The following is a 15,353-nucleotide window of genomic DNA, read 5'->3' on the forward strand; positions in this document are numbered from 1 at the left end:
CGGAGGTCACCCCATGGCATTGTTCGTTGCCAAGCGCCTGCTCATGGCGCTCGCCACGGTGCTGGTGGTTGCGGTGCTGGCGTTCCTGCTGGTGCACGCGATGCCCGGCAGCCCGGGAGCTGTTTCGCTCGGCGCCGGCGCCTCCCAGGACGCGATCGACCAGCTGAACCAGCAGCTCGGCTGGAACGATCCGCTGTTCTCCCAGTTCTTCCGCTGGCTGGGCGACGCGGTGCAGGGAAACCTGGGAGTCTCGCTGATTGACGGCCGCTCCGTCAGCGCCGACCTGGCGGACCGCCTGCCGGTGACGGCATCCCTCGCCGCCGGAGCCACGGTCCTCAGCGCCATCCTCGGCATCGCCCTGGGCGTCACCGCAGCGGTCCGCGGCGGTCTCCTGGACCAGGTGATCGGCGGGTTCGTGGGGCTCCTCGTGGCCCTGCCGGCGTTCTGGGTGGGCATCATCCTGGTCTACCTCCTCGCCGTCCAGTCCTCGGTCTTCCCGGCCACGGGCTACGTCCCGTTCGAGGTCTCGCCGCAGGACTGGGCGTTGTCCCTGGCGCTGCCGGTCATCACGCTGGCCGTGGGCGGGGCGGCCTTCATCGCCCGCCAGACCAGGGCCTCCATGCTCGAGGCGCTGCAGCAGGAACACATCCGCACCCTGCGCGCCACTGCCACCCCCACCTGGAAGATCCTTTACATCCACGCCCTGCGCTACGCGAGCCTGCCGATCGTTGCCGGCATCGCCCTGCAGTTCATCGGCCTGTTCGGCGGTTCCGTCATCGCGGAGCAGCTGTTCGCCATGCCCGGCCTGGGCCAGGCCGTTCAGACCTCCGTCAGCACCCATGACGCCCCCGCAGTCCAGGGCGTGGTGGTGATCGCCACCGTGGTGGTGGTTGCCGTCAACCTGGTGCTGGAGCTGGCCACCAAGTTCCTCGACCCGAAGTTGCGTGCCTCATGATTCCCACAGTTGCCCCGGCCCCCGCGGACGCGGACCAGGCAGGAAGTACGACGGCGGCAGGAGCCTCCGTGCCACGCTCCAGCAAGGCGGCACTCGCCAGGTTCTCCCGGCACCGGCTCTTCGGCTCGCCGGGAGCAGTGGCCGGCCTGGTGTGGCTGGCGGCCCTGGTCATTGCCTCCCTGACGGCGCCGCTGTGGCTGCCCTTCAAGACCGAAGACCAGGACTTCACCGCCGTCCTCTCCGGCCCCACCGCCGCCCACTGGCTCGGCACCGACGAACTGGGCCGGGACATCCTCAGCCGCATTTTCGCCGCGGCCGCCGGCACCCTGGGGACCTCGCTGATCACGGTGATTGTCGGCGTCGGGCTGGGTACCCTCCTGGCCATGGCCGCCGCCGGTGCCGAACGTACCGAGGCCGTCATCAGCAGGATCACGGAAGTCATGATGTCCCTGCCGGGAACCGTGATCATCCTGGCGGTGATCGGCGCGGTGGGAACCAACATTCCGCTCATCATGGCCATCCTGGGCATCCTGATGTCTGCCGGCATCTACCGGGTGGTCCTGGGCCAGGCCAAGTCCCTGCAGTCCCAGCTCTATGTTGACGCCGCCAAGGTGGACGGCCTCAGCCCGGTGGGCATCAGCCTCCGCCACGTCCTTCCCGGCCTGGCCAACACCATCGTGGTGCAGGCGGCCCTGATTTTCGCCGTCGGCATGCTGATCCAGGCCGGCCTGGCATTCATCGGCTTCGGCCCGCCCCTCCCGCAGCCCAGCTGGGGCGGCATGATCCAGGGCGCCTCGCAGCACGTCTATGACGCCCCCTGGATGATGGTTCCCACCGGCGCCGTCCTGGCGCTGACAGTCCTGTCCGCCAACGCCATCGGCAACGCCCTGGGCAAGGCACCCAACGCCGCCGCACCGCACCTTCCCTCCGCCGCCGCGCGGAGGCAGCGGGCCAAAGCCGTGGCGGCGATCGCCGCCGCCCCGGCACCCAAGGACGCAGAGGCGCAGGAGGCCCCCGGGAACGGAACCCTCAGCGTCCGCAACCTTTCCGTCGGCGTCGACGGTGCTGGTACGGGCAACGGCGTCGCCCTTGTCACGGGCGTCTCCTTCGACGTCGCACCGGGCACCGTCCTGGGCCTGGTGGGCGAATCCGGGTGCGGCAAGACCATGACCGCGCTGTCCCTGCTGGGGCTGCTGCCCTCCGGCGTCTCCGTCAGCGGTGGGCAGATCCTCTGGAACGGCCGGAACCTCGCCGCCGCAATGGAGAAGGACATGGAAGGCATCCGCGGCCGCGACATCGCGCTGATCAGCCAGGAGCCCATGCGGGCACTGGATCCCATGTTCACCGTGGGGTACCAGCTCACCGCAGCCATCCGCCGGCTCCGCGGCATGGGCAAGACCGAGGCGCGCACTGAGGCCCGGAACCTGCTGGAAAAGGTGGGCATCGTGGACGCCCAGCGGATCCTGAAGACCTATCCGCACCAGATCAGCGGCGGCATGGCCCAGCGCGTTGCCATCGCACTCGCCCTCTCCGGACAGCCCCGACTGCTGGTGGCGGACGAGCCCACCACCGCCCTGGACGTCACGGTGCAGGCAGAGATCCTGTCCCTGCTCCGGGCCCTGGTCAAGGACACCGGGATGTCAGTGGTGATGGTGACGCACGACCTCGGCGTGGTGGCGGACATCTGCGACCAGGTGGCCGTGATGTACGCCGGCCAGGTGGTGGAAAACGGCAAGACCGCCGCCATCCTGGACAACCCGCGCCACCCCTACACCCTGGCCCTCCTGGCCGCGGACCCGCACGCCAACGACGCGGACAACATGCCCGAACGCCTGGCCACGATTCAAGGCCAGGTGCCGCAGCCCAAGGACTGGCCCACCGGCTGCCGCTTCGCCGCCAGGTGCCAGTTCGCCGGCTCCGCCTGCACGGACCCCGTTCCGCTGCTGGCGTCCGGCACCGGCGAGGGCCTGGTGCGCTGCGTCAAGGCGGACCAGTTGGCCGTCGAGGGCATGGACTGGCTTGCCACCGATGTGCCCGCCGCCCGCCTCCTCCCGATTAGCTCCCAGCACACCACCGCCACCTCCCAGCACACCGCCGTCATCGAGAAGGACCTGGCATGAGCACCGCAGTCACGGAACGCACCGATTCCACCCTTCCCTACGACGGCACCCCCATGCTGGAGGTCAAGGACCTGGTGGTCCGCTACGGCCGGGGACGCAAGGCAGCAGCCGCACCGGCCGCCGTCGACCATGTCAGCTTCAGCATCGCCCCTGGCGAAACCGTGGGACTGGTGGGGGAGTCCGGCTCAGGCAAGTCCACCATCGGCAAGGCCATCCTGGGCCTGCAGAAGGTCTCCGGCGGGTCCATCAGCTACCAGGGCAAGGACATTACCTCCGCCGGCGCCGCCCAGCGGCGGGCCCTTGGCGGCGAACTTCGGGCGGTTTTCCAGGACCCCAACTCCTCCCTGAACCCCCGCAACACCGTTGGCACGTCCCTCGCGGAACCGCTGCGCCTCCGTGGCGTGCCGGCGGCAGAGGCCCGCGCCAAGGCTGAGGACATGCTGGAACGCGTCGGGCTCCCGCGCGAGGCCGTGGACCGCTACCCCAGCCAGTTCTCGGGTGGCCAGCGGCAGCGGATCTCCGTGGCGCGGGCCCTGATCTGCGACCCCCAGCTGGTGGTCTGCGACGAAGCCGTCAGCGCCCTGGACCTCTCCACCCAGGCGCAGGTGCTCAACCTCCTGGCCGACCTCCGCGACGAGCGCGGGCTGAGCTACCTGTTCATCGCCCACGACATCGCCGTGGTGCAGTTCCTGGCCCAGCGGGTGGTGGTGCTCTACCGCGGCCAGGTCATGGAAAGCGGACCGGCGGCGGCCGTCACCGAAAACCCGCGGCACCCCTTCACGCAGGCCCTCGTGGCCGCCTCACCCGTGCCCCGGCCCGCCGAACAGGCCGCCCGGCGGGAAGCCCGCGAATCGCTCGGAGTCCGCACCGGCGCCGCCGCAGTACCCGGTCCCGGCGGCTGCCCCTTCCGGCTCCGCTGCCCCCTCGCCACCGAACTCTGCGCCACCGAACGCCCGGCGCTGCGGCGCGTGGGCACGGCGGACGTCGCCTGCCACTACGCCTGACGGCGCCCGCGTTTTCGCGGACCGAACCACCCTTGACCCTGCTTCCACCAGAACGGAACACTCCCTCCATGACTTCAGCTTCCTGGCTCGCCGCCATGATCACGCCCGAAAACGACTTCGACGGCGCCCCGCTGCTCCGCAAGGAGTTCACCCTTGAGGAGGACCACGGCGCCGTGGTGAAGGCGACGCTGCGGGCCACCGCGTTGGGCGTCTACGAGGCGTCCATCAACGGCGTCCCCGCGGGTCCGGATGTGCTGAGCCCGGGCTGGAGCTCCTACGAGTGGCGCCTCCGCCACCGCAGCTACGACGTCACCGCACTCATCCGGCCCACCACCGTGATCGGCGTCGAGCTCGGCAACGGCTGGTACCGCGGCAGGCTGGCCTGGCACGGCATGTCCAACCTCTACGGCAGCGAGCTGGGGTTCTTCGGCCAGATGGACATCGAGTTCGCCGACGGGCACGTCCAGTCCGTTGCCTCGGATGCGTCCTGGCAGGCCGGCCTGTCCGCCACCACCTTTAACGACCTCTACGACGGCCAAACCATCGATTCCCGCCGGCTCCAGCAGGGCTGGGCGGAACCGGGCTTCGTGCCCGGCACCGGTTGGACCGGTGCGCGCGAGGTGGCGTTCGACGTCGGGCGGCTGGCTGAGCCGGTGGGCCCGCCCGTGGTGCGTGCCGGCGTCGTACGTCCCGTCGAGGTCTTCACCTCGCCGGGCGGAAAGACTTTGGTGGATTTCGGCCAGAATCTGGTTGGCTGGCTGCGGTTCACCGTGCAGGGCGAAGCGGGCCACACCATCACCATCAGGCATGCCGAAGTGCTGGAGGAGGGCGAATTGGGCGTCCGGCCGCTGCGCACGGCGAAGGCCACGGACACGTTCATCCTCTCCGGCGGCCAGGATTCCTTCGAGCCCACCAAGACCTTCCACGGCTTCCGCTACGCCGAGGTGACCGGCTGGCCTGGGAACCTCGGTGCCGATGACCTCGAAGCCGTGGTGGTCCACTCCGACCTGGAGCGCACCGGCACCTTCGAGTGCTCCAACGAACTGGTGAACCAGCTGCACCGCAACATCGTCTGGGGCCTGCGCGGCAACTTCCTGGACCTGCCCACGGACTGCCCGCAGCGCGACGAACGGCTCGGCTGGACCGGCGACATCGGCGTCTTCGCGCCCACCGCCGCCTTCCTCTACGACGTCAAGGGCTTCCTGCAGGACTGGCTGCTGGACCTCGCCGCGGAGCAGAAGGCGCAGGACGGGCTGGTCCCCATCACCGTGCCCGACGTCCTGAAGTACTGCCCGCAGCCGGCTGAATTCCCCGCCCCGGAATCCTCCGCGCTGTGGAGCGAGGCATCCGTCTGGGTGCCCTGGGCCCTGTGGGAGGCCTACGGTGACCTGTCCGTGCTGGAGAACCAGTACGAATCGATGGCCGCCCACACCCGCCGGGTGGAAGGCCTGCTCTCGCCCGCCGGGCTGTGGGATTCGGGCTTCCAGTTCGGTGACTGGCTCGATCCCGATGCCGCTCCGGACCAGCCGTGGGCAGCCAAGGCGGACACCGCCGTCGTGGCCACCGCCTGCATGTACCGGACCGCAATTCTCACCGCCCGGGCCGCAGGACTGCTGGGGAAGCACGACGACGAGGCCTCCTTCGAGGCGCTCGCCGCCCGGGTGCGGAACGCCTTCGCCGAGCATTACGTGGCGGCCGACGGCACCATTTCCAGCGACTGCACCACCGTCTACGCGCTGGCCATCGCCTTCGACGTCCTGCTGACGCCGGAGCTGCGGGAATTCGCCGGCAACCGCCTGGCCGAACTGGTCCGCGACAACAGCTACCGGGTGTCCACCGGCTTCGCGGGGACGCCGTTCATCACCCACGCACTGACCGATACCGGGCATGTGGACGGGGCGTACCGGCTGCTGCTGGAGGAGGGCTGCCCGTCCTGGCTGTACCCGGTAACCATGGGCGCCACCACGGTGTGGGAACGCTGGGACTCCATGCTCCCGGACGGCACCATCAACCCCGGCGAAATGACCAGCTTCAACCACTACGCCCTGGGCGCTGTGGCGGACTGGATGCACAAGGCCATCGGCGGCATCCGCCCGCTGGAACCCGGCTACTCCCGCGTGCTCATCCAGCCGCAGCCGGGGGAGGGGATCGACTGGGCGTCCACGTCCCTGAAGACCCCGCACGGCGAGGTCCGCACCGCGTGGAAGTACGACGACGGCGGGTTCCGGCTCGAGGCGACCGTCCCGGACGGGGTGGCGGCCGACGTCGTCCTTCCGGACGGTGCGCGGCACGGCGTCACGGGCGGAACGCACCACTTCGAAGCGGCGCTGGCGCCTGCCCCCGACTATGAGGTAAGCCGATGACGGGCCAACAGGAGACTGTTCCGCAGTTCCGCCTCGAGGACATCCGGATGCGTGACCCTTTCATCCTGGAGTCTGCCCCCGGCGAGTTCGTCCTGTTCGGAACCAGTGACACCAACGTGTGGGGCGGGCCGGCAACGGGTTTTGACTGCTACACCAGCCGCGACCTGGAGCACTGGGAAGGCCCCATCGCAGCGTTTCGGCCGCCCGACGGCTTCTGGGCGGACACCCAGTTCTGGGCGCCGGAGGTGTACGCCCTTGACGGGCGGTTCTTTATGTTCGCCACATTTGCCACGTCCACTGGCGAGCGCCCCCGCGGGGTAGCAGTGCTGGTCTCGGACAGCCCGACCGGCCCTTACCGCCCTTGGAGCGACGGACCTGTCACGCCGGCAACCCAGCCATGCCTGGACGGAACCCTGCATATCGACGGCGACGGCACCCGCTGGCTGGTCTACAGCCGCGGGACGGAGGGGACGCCGGACCAGGCAGGCATCGGTGACGGCAAAATGTACGCGCTGCGGCTGTCCGAGGACCTCCGCTCCGGTGTTGATGAGCCGGTCCTCCTGTTCGCGGCGTCCTCGGCCAACTGGACCCGTCCCCTTCGTTTCCCGGAGGGCGTGGAACCTCCCAAGGGACTGAACCTGGCCGCGGATCCCATGTTCACCGACGGGCCGTTCCTGGTGCGCGCCGCTGAGGACAGGCTTCTCATGCTGTGGTCCAGCCATGGCGAGACTGGGTATGCGATGGGCGTCGCCGAGTCGGCCAGCGGGACCATCACCGGGCCCTGGACCCAGCATCGCGAGCCTCTGTGGTCCAGCGACGGCGGCCATGGCATGATCCTCCGCACGGCCGGCGGACGTGACTACCTGAGCTTCCACTGGCCCAACAGCTCTCCGGACGAACGGGTCACCCTCACCGAGATTGGGATCAGCGGGGCCGGTATCAGGATCCTGTAATGATGGAGGGTGTTCCGGTACCCGTGGCTGTACAACGATGTAGGCTGCCGGAATGAGCGACAGCCCATCGCGGTCGACTGGGAGACCGCACGCGCCACCAACAGGGACAACTGGGAAAACCGGACGGCTACGCGTGGCCGGAAGCCGAGCGGGACCTCGTCCCCTGCACCCACACCGTGGTTGCCCGCAAACCGGAGCTGTGAGTGCGCGGCAGCCCCTGATCTGCAACGATGTGCCACAGGACAAAACCCAGGAGGACTCATGCCGTACACCGTGGACTTCAAGAACGTCTCCACCGTTGGCCTGGAATCATCGCCGGTGGTGGACGCCCTGGCCGGGCTGCGCGCCAACGAGGCACGCTATTACAAGAACAAGTACGACCATGACTTCACCGTCACCGCCGCCCAAGACGATCCGGAGACGCTCGCCTACATCCACAACATCCTCGCCGAGGAGCGGGACCTGGTGATTGCCTCGAAGCCGCTTGAAGTGTCTTCTTTCGAGGTGGACGGGCTGCGGATGGCGTACGTGTTCTACGAGTCCGGGCTGGCCATCAACGTCATGTACGGCATCGAGGAGGGCGCCAAGCGGGCGGTTGGATTCAAGCTGTCCGACGGCATGGAGGTGCCGGAGGAACTGGCGTCCAGCTTCAAGTTTGCGCGCCAGAAATCCAAGCTCGCGGGCACCATCCGCGGCTCCTACTTCGTGATTAAGGGACAGTACTGAGCCGCCCGGCCGCCGCGGGGCAACCGCCGGCCATCGAACTGTCCCGCGCCGATCCCGGCCACGTGCTCTGGTACCGCGCTCCCGCGGAACAGTTCGTCGAGTCACTGCCGGTGGGCAACGGCCTAACCGGTGCCACGCTGCGCGGCCTGGCCGGCGGCGAGCGCGTCCAGCTCAACGAGGGCTCGGCCTGGTCCGGCCCCACGGACAGGTCTGCGCCGCTGCTCGACCCGGCCGACGGGACGGCCCGGCTCCAGGCCGTCCGCGAGGCCATCGACGCCGGTGACGTCCGGCGGGCGGAAGACCTGCTGATGGCCTTCCAAAGCACGCATTCACAGGCGTACCTTCCGTTCGCCGTCGTGTCCGTCGAAGCCGCCGGCACCGCCGCTCCGGCAGATGGCCCCGCCCGGTGGCTCGATCTCCGGACAGGCATCGCCGGGCACCGCTACCTCCTGGACGGTTCCGAGGCACGTCACCGGACGTTCGCTTCCCACCCCGACGCCGTCATTGTGCACGACATCGCGTTTGGTGCTCCCGCTGACCTGCGGATCGGGATCTCGCCGGACAAAATCGCCGCACGGGGCATGGACGCCGTCACGCAGGACTGGGGAACGGAGCTCCGGCTGGGCGTGGTGCTTCCCGCTGACGTCGCGCCGTCCCATGAACAGACTGCCGAACCGGTCGTTTATGGCCCGGATTCCCGGGCCGGTGCGGTCCACGCCGGCATTGTCACGGACGGCGAAGCCGGCTTTGCCCACGGGGTCCTGGGCATCCGGGGCGCCACTTTTGTCCGGATCGTCGTGGCGACGGGCACCGTGCTCAACCACCCTTATGCCCGCCACGCCAACACCGCGGACGACGCCGATGCGCTGGCACGGCTCCTCAGCGCACGGATCGCGGGGGTACTGGAAGAAGAATCCTTCGAGCCGGCCATGGAGCGCCACCTCGCCGACCACGCCGGGCTCTACAGCCGCGTATCCCTCGAGCTCGGCGGCGGCTCGACGGCCGCCGCAGGGAAACCGACCGATGAGCGCATCCACGCCTTTGAAACGGATAGGTCCGACTCTGCCCTGATGGCACTGCTGTTCCACTACGGCCGGTACCTGCTGATCGCCTCCTCGCGGGCGGGCGGGTTCCCGGCCAACCTCCAGGGCATCTGGAACGAGCAGCTGCAACCGCCCTGGAGCAGCAACTACACCATCAACATCAACACCCAGATGAACTACTGGCCGGCCCTGACAACCAACCTCGCGGAATGCCACGAAACGCTGCTCCGGCTGGTGGACACCCTCGCCCGCACCGGGACCGCGGCGGCGGGCCTGTACGGTGCCCGCGGCTGGGCGGCCCACCACAACACCGACCCCTGGGGCCACCCGTTCGCGGTGGGAGCAGGCAAGGGCAACGCGATGTGGGCCAGTTGGGCGATGGGCGGAACATGGCTGGCGGACTCCGTGTGGCGGCACTACTCCTATACGGGGGACCTCGCCCGCCTCCAAGCGTCGTGGCCCGCCCTCGAAGGCGCGGCCCTCTTCGCACTGGACTGGATCATCGGCGAAGCTGACAGCGGAACCCACACGTCGCCGTCGACCTCTCCCGAAAACCGCTTTGTCGCGGACGACGGCGGCCCCGCGGCGGTGGGCAGGTCCGCCACCATGGACGTTTCCCTGCTCAGTGCACTGTGCGCCTCGGCGCGGCAGGTGGCGGCAGTGCTCGGTGCCCCCGTGCCTTGGCTCGATGACCTCACCCGGAAGGTGGCGGCGCTTCCGCAGCCAGCCATCGGCGGCCGCGGTGAAGTCCTCGAATGGTCCTTCCCGGCCACCGAACACGAGCCGGAACACCGGCACACCTCGCACCTGGCGGGGCTGTTCCCGCTGCAGGAATGGAGCCTGGAGGCTACCCCGGAACTGGCCGCCGCGGCAGTACGGACGCTGGAACTCCGGGGCCCGGAGTCGACGGGCTGGGCCATGGCCTGGCGCCTCGGCCTGTGGGCCCACCTGGGCGTCGCCGGCAAAGCGGAGGAGAGCCTGCACCTCGCCTTGCGCGTTGCCGGGGACGGGCTGACCGAACGCGGCGGGGTCTACCCCAACCTGTTCACCGCGCACCCGCCCTTTCAGATCGACGCCAACTTTGGGACCACGGCTGGAATCGCGGAGATGCTGGTGCAGTCGGACGCCGCCGCCATCCGGCTCCTCCCGGCACTGCCGGCCGCATGGGGCGAGGGATCGGTCAGGGGGCTGCGCGCTGTGGGCGGCATCGGGGTGGACCTTCGGTGGTCCGGCGGGGTCCTAGGGAGCGCGGTGCTCCGTTCGCCCGAGGCCGTGCGGCGGGACGTCGTGTGGGACGGGAGACGCGTCAGCGTTGAACTGGCAGGGGGCGAGGATTTCGAGCTCAGCGAGGACAGCTTCCTGTAAAGGACGCGCAGCCTGCCGGGCAGAATGCCTTCCAAAGGGTGAAACCGGCCCGGCCCTGACGTGGCTGCAGGCGGCAGGATGGCTGGATGCAGACCAACCCCATCCTGTCCGGATTCAACCCTGACCCCAGCATCGTCAGCACCCCGAACGGCTACTACCTGGCCACGTCCTCCTTTGAATACCTGCCGGGCCTGCCGATCTATCACAGCAAGGACCTCAAGGACTGGGAGCTGGTGGGGCACGTGGCCACCCGCGAGGAGCAGGTCCGGCTCGCCAACGTCCCCACCCCCGGAGGAGTCTGGGCGCCCACCCTCCGCTACCGTGACGGTGTCTTCTACCTGATCGTGTCGATCTTCCTCGGCGGCCGGGGCTGCGTGGTGTTCACGGCCACCGACCCCGCCGGCCCCTGGAGCGACGGCACAGCCATTGGGGCGGTGGACGGCATCGACCCGGACCTCGCGTGGGATGAGAACGGCACCGCTTATGTCACCTTCGCCCGCCACCCGGACGCCATCCAGCAGGTGCGGGTGGATCTCGCAACTGGAGAAGCGCTTGAGCAGCCCCGCGCGCTGTGGTCCGGCAGCGGACTCTATGCGCCGGAAGGGCCGCACCTCTACCACCGCGGCGACTGGTGGTACCTGGTCGCTGCGGAGGGCGGGACGGACAGGGGCCACGCCGTCACCGTGGCACGGTCACGCCGCCCGGACGGACCTTTCGAGCCCGCGCCGCACAACCCCGTCCTCACCGCTGCAGGCACTGGATCCCCGGTCCAGAACACCGGGCATGCAGACCTGGTGGAGCTTCCCGACGGCGGCACGGCCATGGTCCTGCTGGGCGTGCGTCCGGTGGGCCTCACCCAGGCGTTTTCACCCCTGGGCAGGGAAGCCTTCCTCACCGGGGTGGAGTGGAAAGACGGGTGGCCCCACGCGCAGCTTCCCGTCGTGGGCGGGACGCGGCCGGAACAGGCGGAGTACGACTTCACCCACGGTGCAGGCCCGGACCACCCCGCCTGGATCGGGGTCCGCAGGATGCCCGCCGAATTCACGGCGCCGACGTCCAAGGGCCTCCTGATCGCCGGCGACGGGAGCACCATGGGTTCGCCCCGGCCCTGCTTCCTCGCCCAGCGCCAGCGCCACCTCGGCATGGAATTCCGGGCGGTGCTGAGCGTCGCCACGGGCAGTGGGGGCGTGGCCGTGCGGAACGCCGAGGACAACTGGTTCGGCATCGAAGCCAGCCAGGGGCAGAGTAAGGACTGCGACGGCGTCAGGATCACCGCGCGTGCCGTCGTCGCCGGCTTTGACCGGACGTGGGAGGCGACGGTTCCGTCCGGCGACGTGGAACTGGCCATCGTGGCCAGCCCGCCGCCGTCGGACTTCAGCGCCGGCGCCGTGGGTGGCGACAGGATCCGCCTGACCGTCCGCGCCGCCGGGCCTGGCGGGAGCCCGGAGGTGCTGTTGGCCGAGCTCGACGGGCGGCACTGGACCTTCGAAACCGCCAAGGCCTTCACCGGGAGGGCGTTCGGCGTTTACGCCGTTGACGGTGAGGTCCTGGTCCGCCGGGTGTCCTACCGCGGCGAAGACTGACTGATCAGCACGGTGCCCGATGGCCACCGCTAGACGGCGACGGCGCCCTGCCGTGTGGGTGCGACGGCGGATGCCGTGCATGCCGCGTAAGGCTCAGCGACGTAGGGCTGAGCGGCATAGGTCTCCGCTGCATAGGCTTCGACCGCTCGCGCCTCAATGGGGTACGGTCCGCTGACGCGCGGCTCGATGACGGCGAGCTGGCCGGTGGCGTCCGGGACGCCGGGCAGTTGCACCGCGGGAGCGTCATTGCTGGCAGAGCCGCCGGCGGCGCGCATGCGAAGAAGCGCCACGGCGGAAATGAGGCACCAGGCAACGTTTGTGGCCACGGAAGGCCACGCACCGTGGAAGGCGCCGTTGATGATGAATGCGGACGCGCCCACGAGGTTCGCGGTCTGGAAAGCCTTGCCGGCCTTCAGCCACCCCATGGAGACGGTCAGGTATGCACTGAGGATGGCGACGGCGCCGGCCCAACCGGCAATTTCCCACAGCAGTTCCATGGTGTCCTCTCTGAAATCGTTACCTAACGGCAATTGTGGGGGCCGGAAGAGGTGTAGTTCAATTGCATTCTTCTGAAGACCAGGTTTAGAACGGCTTAACATGAATCTCGACCCGCGCCGCCTGCTGGTGCTGCTGGCCGTGGCCCGCACGGGCGGTGTCCTCGCGGCGGCCGATGAGCTGCGGATCACGCCCTCCGCCGTGTCCCAGCAACTGAGCAAACTGGAGCACGAAACGGGGCAGGCGCTGGTACTGCGGACGCCGAAGGGATCGGTGCTGACGCCCGCCGGCCTGGCCATGGCTGAAGCGGGCGAAGAGATCGAACGCGCCCTCACCGTGGCGCGCGCACGGATGGAAAGCGGCGCCACCATCGAAGGGGTGGTGCGCATCGGCGGGTTCACCAGCTTCGTGCGGACAGTAGTGATTCCGCGGCTCCCCGAGTGGCGGAACCAGTTCCCCCAGCTGCAGATCCGGATCGTGGAGGACGACTATCCCGCCCTGATGCGGCTGCTCCGGCAACGCCAGCTCGATGCCGTGGTGGTGGAGCTGGACTCGACCACAGCGGAGCAGCGGACACTCGCGGCCGGGATGATCGAGGAGCCGCTCCTGGACGAACCATGGAAACTGGTTGTCCCCACCGGGGCGCTGCTGACCACCGAAAACGTGGACCTTGGCCGGCTCCCGCTTCCGTGGCTGGGCGTCGAGCAATCAGCAGCCAACGCCGCCGTGATCGGACGGCTTCGCCACTCGACGGGCGCCCACATCGAAACGGTGCACCAGTACCAGGAAACCCTGACGGCACTGGCGCTTGTCGCCGCGGGCGAAGGGGTGGCCATCGTCCCCACCCTGGCCCTCGCCGGCGTGGTCCAGGACGGAGTGGAAGTCCTGGACGTCCCCGGCCTGGGAACCCGGCGCATCGTCCTGCGGCGCTTCGCGGGGCGCCGGCCGGCCAGCACCCCGCTGGATACCGTTGCCCGGCTGCTGCGTGAATCAGCGGCAGCGTTCGACACCCGGTCTGCTTCCTGACCGGCCCACAGTCCCTATGCCGTTGACCGCCTGCACCGGCGTGGATACTGTGAGCGCACCATCCGCGCCGCTGGCGAATCCCACGGGCCACGGACGCTGCGAGCCGGCACCCCGGCAGGAAAGGACCCGCATATGAGTGACAGCGGCAAGGATGGCGTCCTGTGGCTGCTCGAACCTGAGGCGAAGGACTATCCCGCTGCCGCGGACTACCTTTCCCTGCTGGCGCCCGACGACGTCGCTGCCGCCATCGTCGCCTCGCTCCAGGCCGCCCCGATCCAGCACCGGAAGGCGAAGGACATTCTCCGCGCCGCCAGGCTGGCCTTGCTGCCCGCGGACAATGCCCATGTGGCATCGGACCTGAAGAAGGTCAGGGACGGCAGGAAGCTTTCGCCCATCCTGATGGTCCGCGGCGACCTCGCCAAAGGCATCCCGGCCCAGATCGCTGACGGCTACCACCGGGTGTGCGCGAGCTACCTGACGGATGAAAATACCGACATTCCGCTCAAACTGGCCGACGCACCCCGGTAACCACCGCAACACCAACCGCCCAGGCCGAAGGAGGGCCGTGTCGTTCTTCCAGCTCTCGCTGATCGCCGCCGTCGCGCTCCTCGGACCCTTGCTGGCGTTCCCACGGAAGTGGCACCTGCCCATGGTGCTGGGGCAGCTGCTGGCCGGCATCGCCATTGGGCGCACCGGCCTGGGCCTTGTGGATTCCTCAGACCCGACCTTCACATTCGTGGCGGAGGTGGGGTTCGCGCTCATCATGTTCGTGGCCGGAACGCACGTGCCGGCGCGGGACCGGGCCATCCGCCCCGCCCTGGCCGGCGGGGCGCTCCGCGCAGCCATCGCCGCGGCGCTCGCGGCCGCCGTCGGAACCGGCATTGCGTTCGCCTTCGGCACCGGCCACGCCCCGCTCTACATCGTCCTGCTTGCCTCGTCCTCGGCGGCGCTGGTCCTGCCGATCATTGATTCCCTGCGGCTGGCCGGTCCAAAGGTCCTCACCACCACGGCGCAGGTTGCCGTGGCGGACATCGCCTGCATCGTAGCGCTGCCGCTCGCCGTGGACCCGCCCAACGCTGCGCGGGCGGCGGTGGGGGCGGCCGCCGTCGCGGCCTGTTCGGTGGCGTTGTTCTTCGTGCTCCGCTGGCTGGAGCTCAGCGGCACCCGCGGGCGGGTGCACGACGTGTCCGAGGACCGGAAGTTCGCCCTTGAACTCCGGATCCAGCTGGCCCTGCTCTTCGCCCTCTCCGGGCTTGCGGTGGCAGGGCATGTGTCCGTGATGCTGGCCGGATTCTCCTTCGGGCTGGTGGTGGCGGCCGTGGGTGAACCCCGGCGGCTGGCGCATCAGCTCTTCGCCGTGAGCGACGGTTTCCTCGGGCCCGTGTTCTTCGTCTGGCTGGGCGCATCGCTGGACCTGCGGGCCCTCGCAGGCACCCCCGGCATGGTGCTCCTCGGGCTCTGCCTCGGAGCAGGAACCCTGCTGGTCCACGGCAGCCTGCGCCTGCTCGGCCAGCCGCTGCCACTCGCGGTGCTCTCGGCGTCCCAGCTGGGCGTGCCGGTTGCTGCCGCCGCCATCGGCACCCAGCTGAACCTGCTGGAGCCGGGCGAAGCCTCGGCGTTGATCCTGGGCGCCCTGATCACCATCGGTGCCAGCGCCGCCGCAGGTTCCCGGGCGGCCCGCTCGTTTGCACGGAACGCCCCCGCCACGGCGGGCTAGGCG

Annotated in this window: 12 protein-coding genes; 11 read left to right on the forward strand and 1 reads right to left on the reverse strand. The window is 69.4% G+C overall.

What is annotated here, in order from left to right; translation table 11 throughout:
* Positions 1–13: 13 nt before the first annotated feature.
* From BLT71_RS03345 to BLT71_RS03380, 8 genes are all read left to right on the forward strand, one after another.
* Positions 14–955, forward strand: coding sequence for an ABC transporter permease (locus tag BLT71_RS03345; RefSeq protein ID WP_091717561.1), 942 nt, complete (start codon positions 14–16; stop codon positions 953–955).
* Positions 952–3,075: a dipeptide/oligopeptide/nickel ABC transporter permease/ATP-binding protein gene (locus tag BLT71_RS03350; RefSeq protein ID WP_091717563.1), complete on the forward strand. Its 2,124-nt coding sequence runs from the start codon at positions 952–954 to the stop codon at positions 3,073–3,075. The genes BLT71_RS03345 and BLT71_RS03350 overlap by 4 nt, the downstream gene beginning before the upstream one ends.
* Complete coding sequence (locus tag BLT71_RS03355) at positions 3,072–4,079, forward strand: oligopeptide/dipeptide ABC transporter ATP-binding protein (protein WP_091717565.1); 1,008 nt, start codon at positions 3,072–3,074, stop codon at positions 4,077–4,079. Before BLT71_RS03350 ends, BLT71_RS03355 begins: the two co-directional genes overlap by 4 nt.
* 68 nt (positions 4,080–4,147) lie before the next feature.
* Positions 4,148–6,442: a family 78 glycoside hydrolase catalytic domain gene (locus BLT71_RS03360; protein WP_091717567.1), complete on the forward strand. Its 2,295-nt coding sequence runs from the start codon at positions 4,148–4,150 to the stop codon at positions 6,440–6,442.
* Positions 6,439–7,395: a glycoside hydrolase family 43 protein gene (locus tag BLT71_RS03365; RefSeq protein WP_231994434.1), complete on the forward strand. Its 957-nt coding sequence runs from the start codon at positions 6,439–6,441 to the stop codon at positions 7,393–7,395. The genes BLT71_RS03360 and BLT71_RS03365 overlap by 4 nt, the downstream gene beginning before the upstream one ends.
* A 261-nt stretch (positions 7,396–7,656) precedes the next feature.
* Positions 7,657–8,121, forward strand: a complete 465-nt coding sequence (locus BLT71_RS03370; protein ID WP_091717569.1) for a phage tail protein — start codon at positions 7,657–7,659, stop codon at positions 8,119–8,121.
* A 62-nt stretch (positions 8,122–8,183) separates the two neighbouring features.
* The gene (locus tag BLT71_RS03375) at positions 8,184–10,529 is read left to right on the forward strand and encodes a glycosyl hydrolase family 95 catalytic domain-containing protein (RefSeq protein ID WP_091717571.1); all 2,346 of its coding nucleotides are present in this window, start codon (positions 8,184–8,186) and stop codon (positions 10,527–10,529) included.
* Between the two features lie 86 nt (positions 10,530–10,615).
* Complete coding sequence (locus BLT71_RS03380) at positions 10,616–12,112, forward strand: glycoside hydrolase family 43 protein (protein WP_091717573.1); 1,497 nt, start codon at positions 10,616–10,618, stop codon at positions 12,110–12,112.
* 29 nt (positions 12,113–12,141) lie between these two features.
* On the opposite strand, the gene BLT71_RS03385 is transcribed toward BLT71_RS03380, so the two are convergent.
* The gene (locus BLT71_RS03385; protein ID WP_091717575.1) at positions 12,142–12,609 is read right to left on the reverse strand and encodes a CBU_0592 family membrane protein; all 468 of its coding nucleotides are present in this window, start codon (positions 12,607–12,609) and stop codon (positions 12,142–12,144) included.
* 100 nt (positions 12,610–12,709) lie between these two features.
* On the opposite strand from BLT71_RS03385, the gene BLT71_RS03390 reads away from it, so the two are divergent.
* The 3 genes from BLT71_RS03390 (at position 12,710) to BLT71_RS03400 (ending at position 15,350) form a co-directional block, all read left to right on the forward strand.
* Positions 12,710–13,633, forward strand: coding sequence for a LysR family transcriptional regulator (locus BLT71_RS03390; protein ID WP_091717577.1), 924 nt, complete (start codon positions 12,710–12,712; stop codon positions 13,631–13,633).
* Positions 13,634–13,765: 132 nt separating this feature from the next.
* Positions 13,766–14,161 (forward strand): hypothetical protein, encoded by a 396-nt coding sequence (locus BLT71_RS03395; protein ID WP_091717578.1) that lies wholly within the window; start codon positions 13,766–13,768, stop codon positions 14,159–14,161.
* A gap of 37 nt (positions 14,162–14,198) precedes the next feature.
* Positions 14,199–15,350 (forward strand): cation:proton antiporter, encoded by a 1,152-nt coding sequence (locus tag BLT71_RS03400; protein WP_091717580.1) that lies wholly within the window; start codon positions 14,199–14,201, stop codon positions 15,348–15,350.
* Positions 15,351–15,353: the final 3 nt, after the last annotated feature.

The sequence above is a fragment of the Pseudarthrobacter equi genome (assembly GCF_900105535.1).
Lineage (GTDB): Bacteria > Actinomycetota > Actinomycetes > Actinomycetales > Micrococcaceae > Arthrobacter > Arthrobacter equi.

Excerpts from the sequence above, each read along its gene's own strand:
- BLT71_RS03345 (WP_091717561.1), top strand. The coding sequence starts at position 14 with ATGGCATTGTTCGTTGCCAAGCGCCTGCTCATGGCGCTCGCCACGGTG.
- BLT71_RS03350 (WP_091717563.1), top strand. The coding sequence starts at position 952 with ATGATTCCCACAGTTGCCCCGGCCCCCGCGGACGCGGACCAGGCAGGA.
- BLT71_RS03355 (WP_091717565.1), top strand. The coding sequence starts at position 3,072 with ATGAGCACCGCAGTCACGGAACGCACCGATTCCACCCTTCCCTACGAC.
- BLT71_RS03360 (WP_091717567.1), top strand. The coding sequence starts at position 4,148 with ATGACTTCAGCTTCCTGGCTCGCCGCCATGATCACGCCCGAAAACGAC.
- BLT71_RS03365 (WP_231994434.1), top strand. The coding sequence starts at position 6,439 with ATGACGGGCCAACAGGAGACTGTTCCGCAGTTCCGCCTCGAGGACATC.
- BLT71_RS03370 (WP_091717569.1), top strand. The coding sequence starts at position 7,657 with ATGCCGTACACCGTGGACTTCAAGAACGTCTCCACCGTTGGCCTGGAA.
- BLT71_RS03380 (WP_091717573.1), top strand. The coding sequence starts at position 10,616 with ATGCAGACCAACCCCATCCTGTCCGGATTCAACCCTGACCCCAGCATC.
- BLT71_RS03385 (WP_091717575.1), bottom strand. The coding sequence starts at position 12,609 with ATGGAACTGCTGTGGGAAATTGCCGGTTGGGCCGGCGCCGTCGCCATC.
- BLT71_RS03390 (WP_091717577.1), top strand. The coding sequence starts at position 12,710 with ATGAATCTCGACCCGCGCCGCCTGCTGGTGCTGCTGGCCGTGGCCCGC.
- BLT71_RS03395 (WP_091717578.1), top strand. The coding sequence starts at position 13,766 with ATGAGTGACAGCGGCAAGGATGGCGTCCTGTGGCTGCTCGAACCTGAG.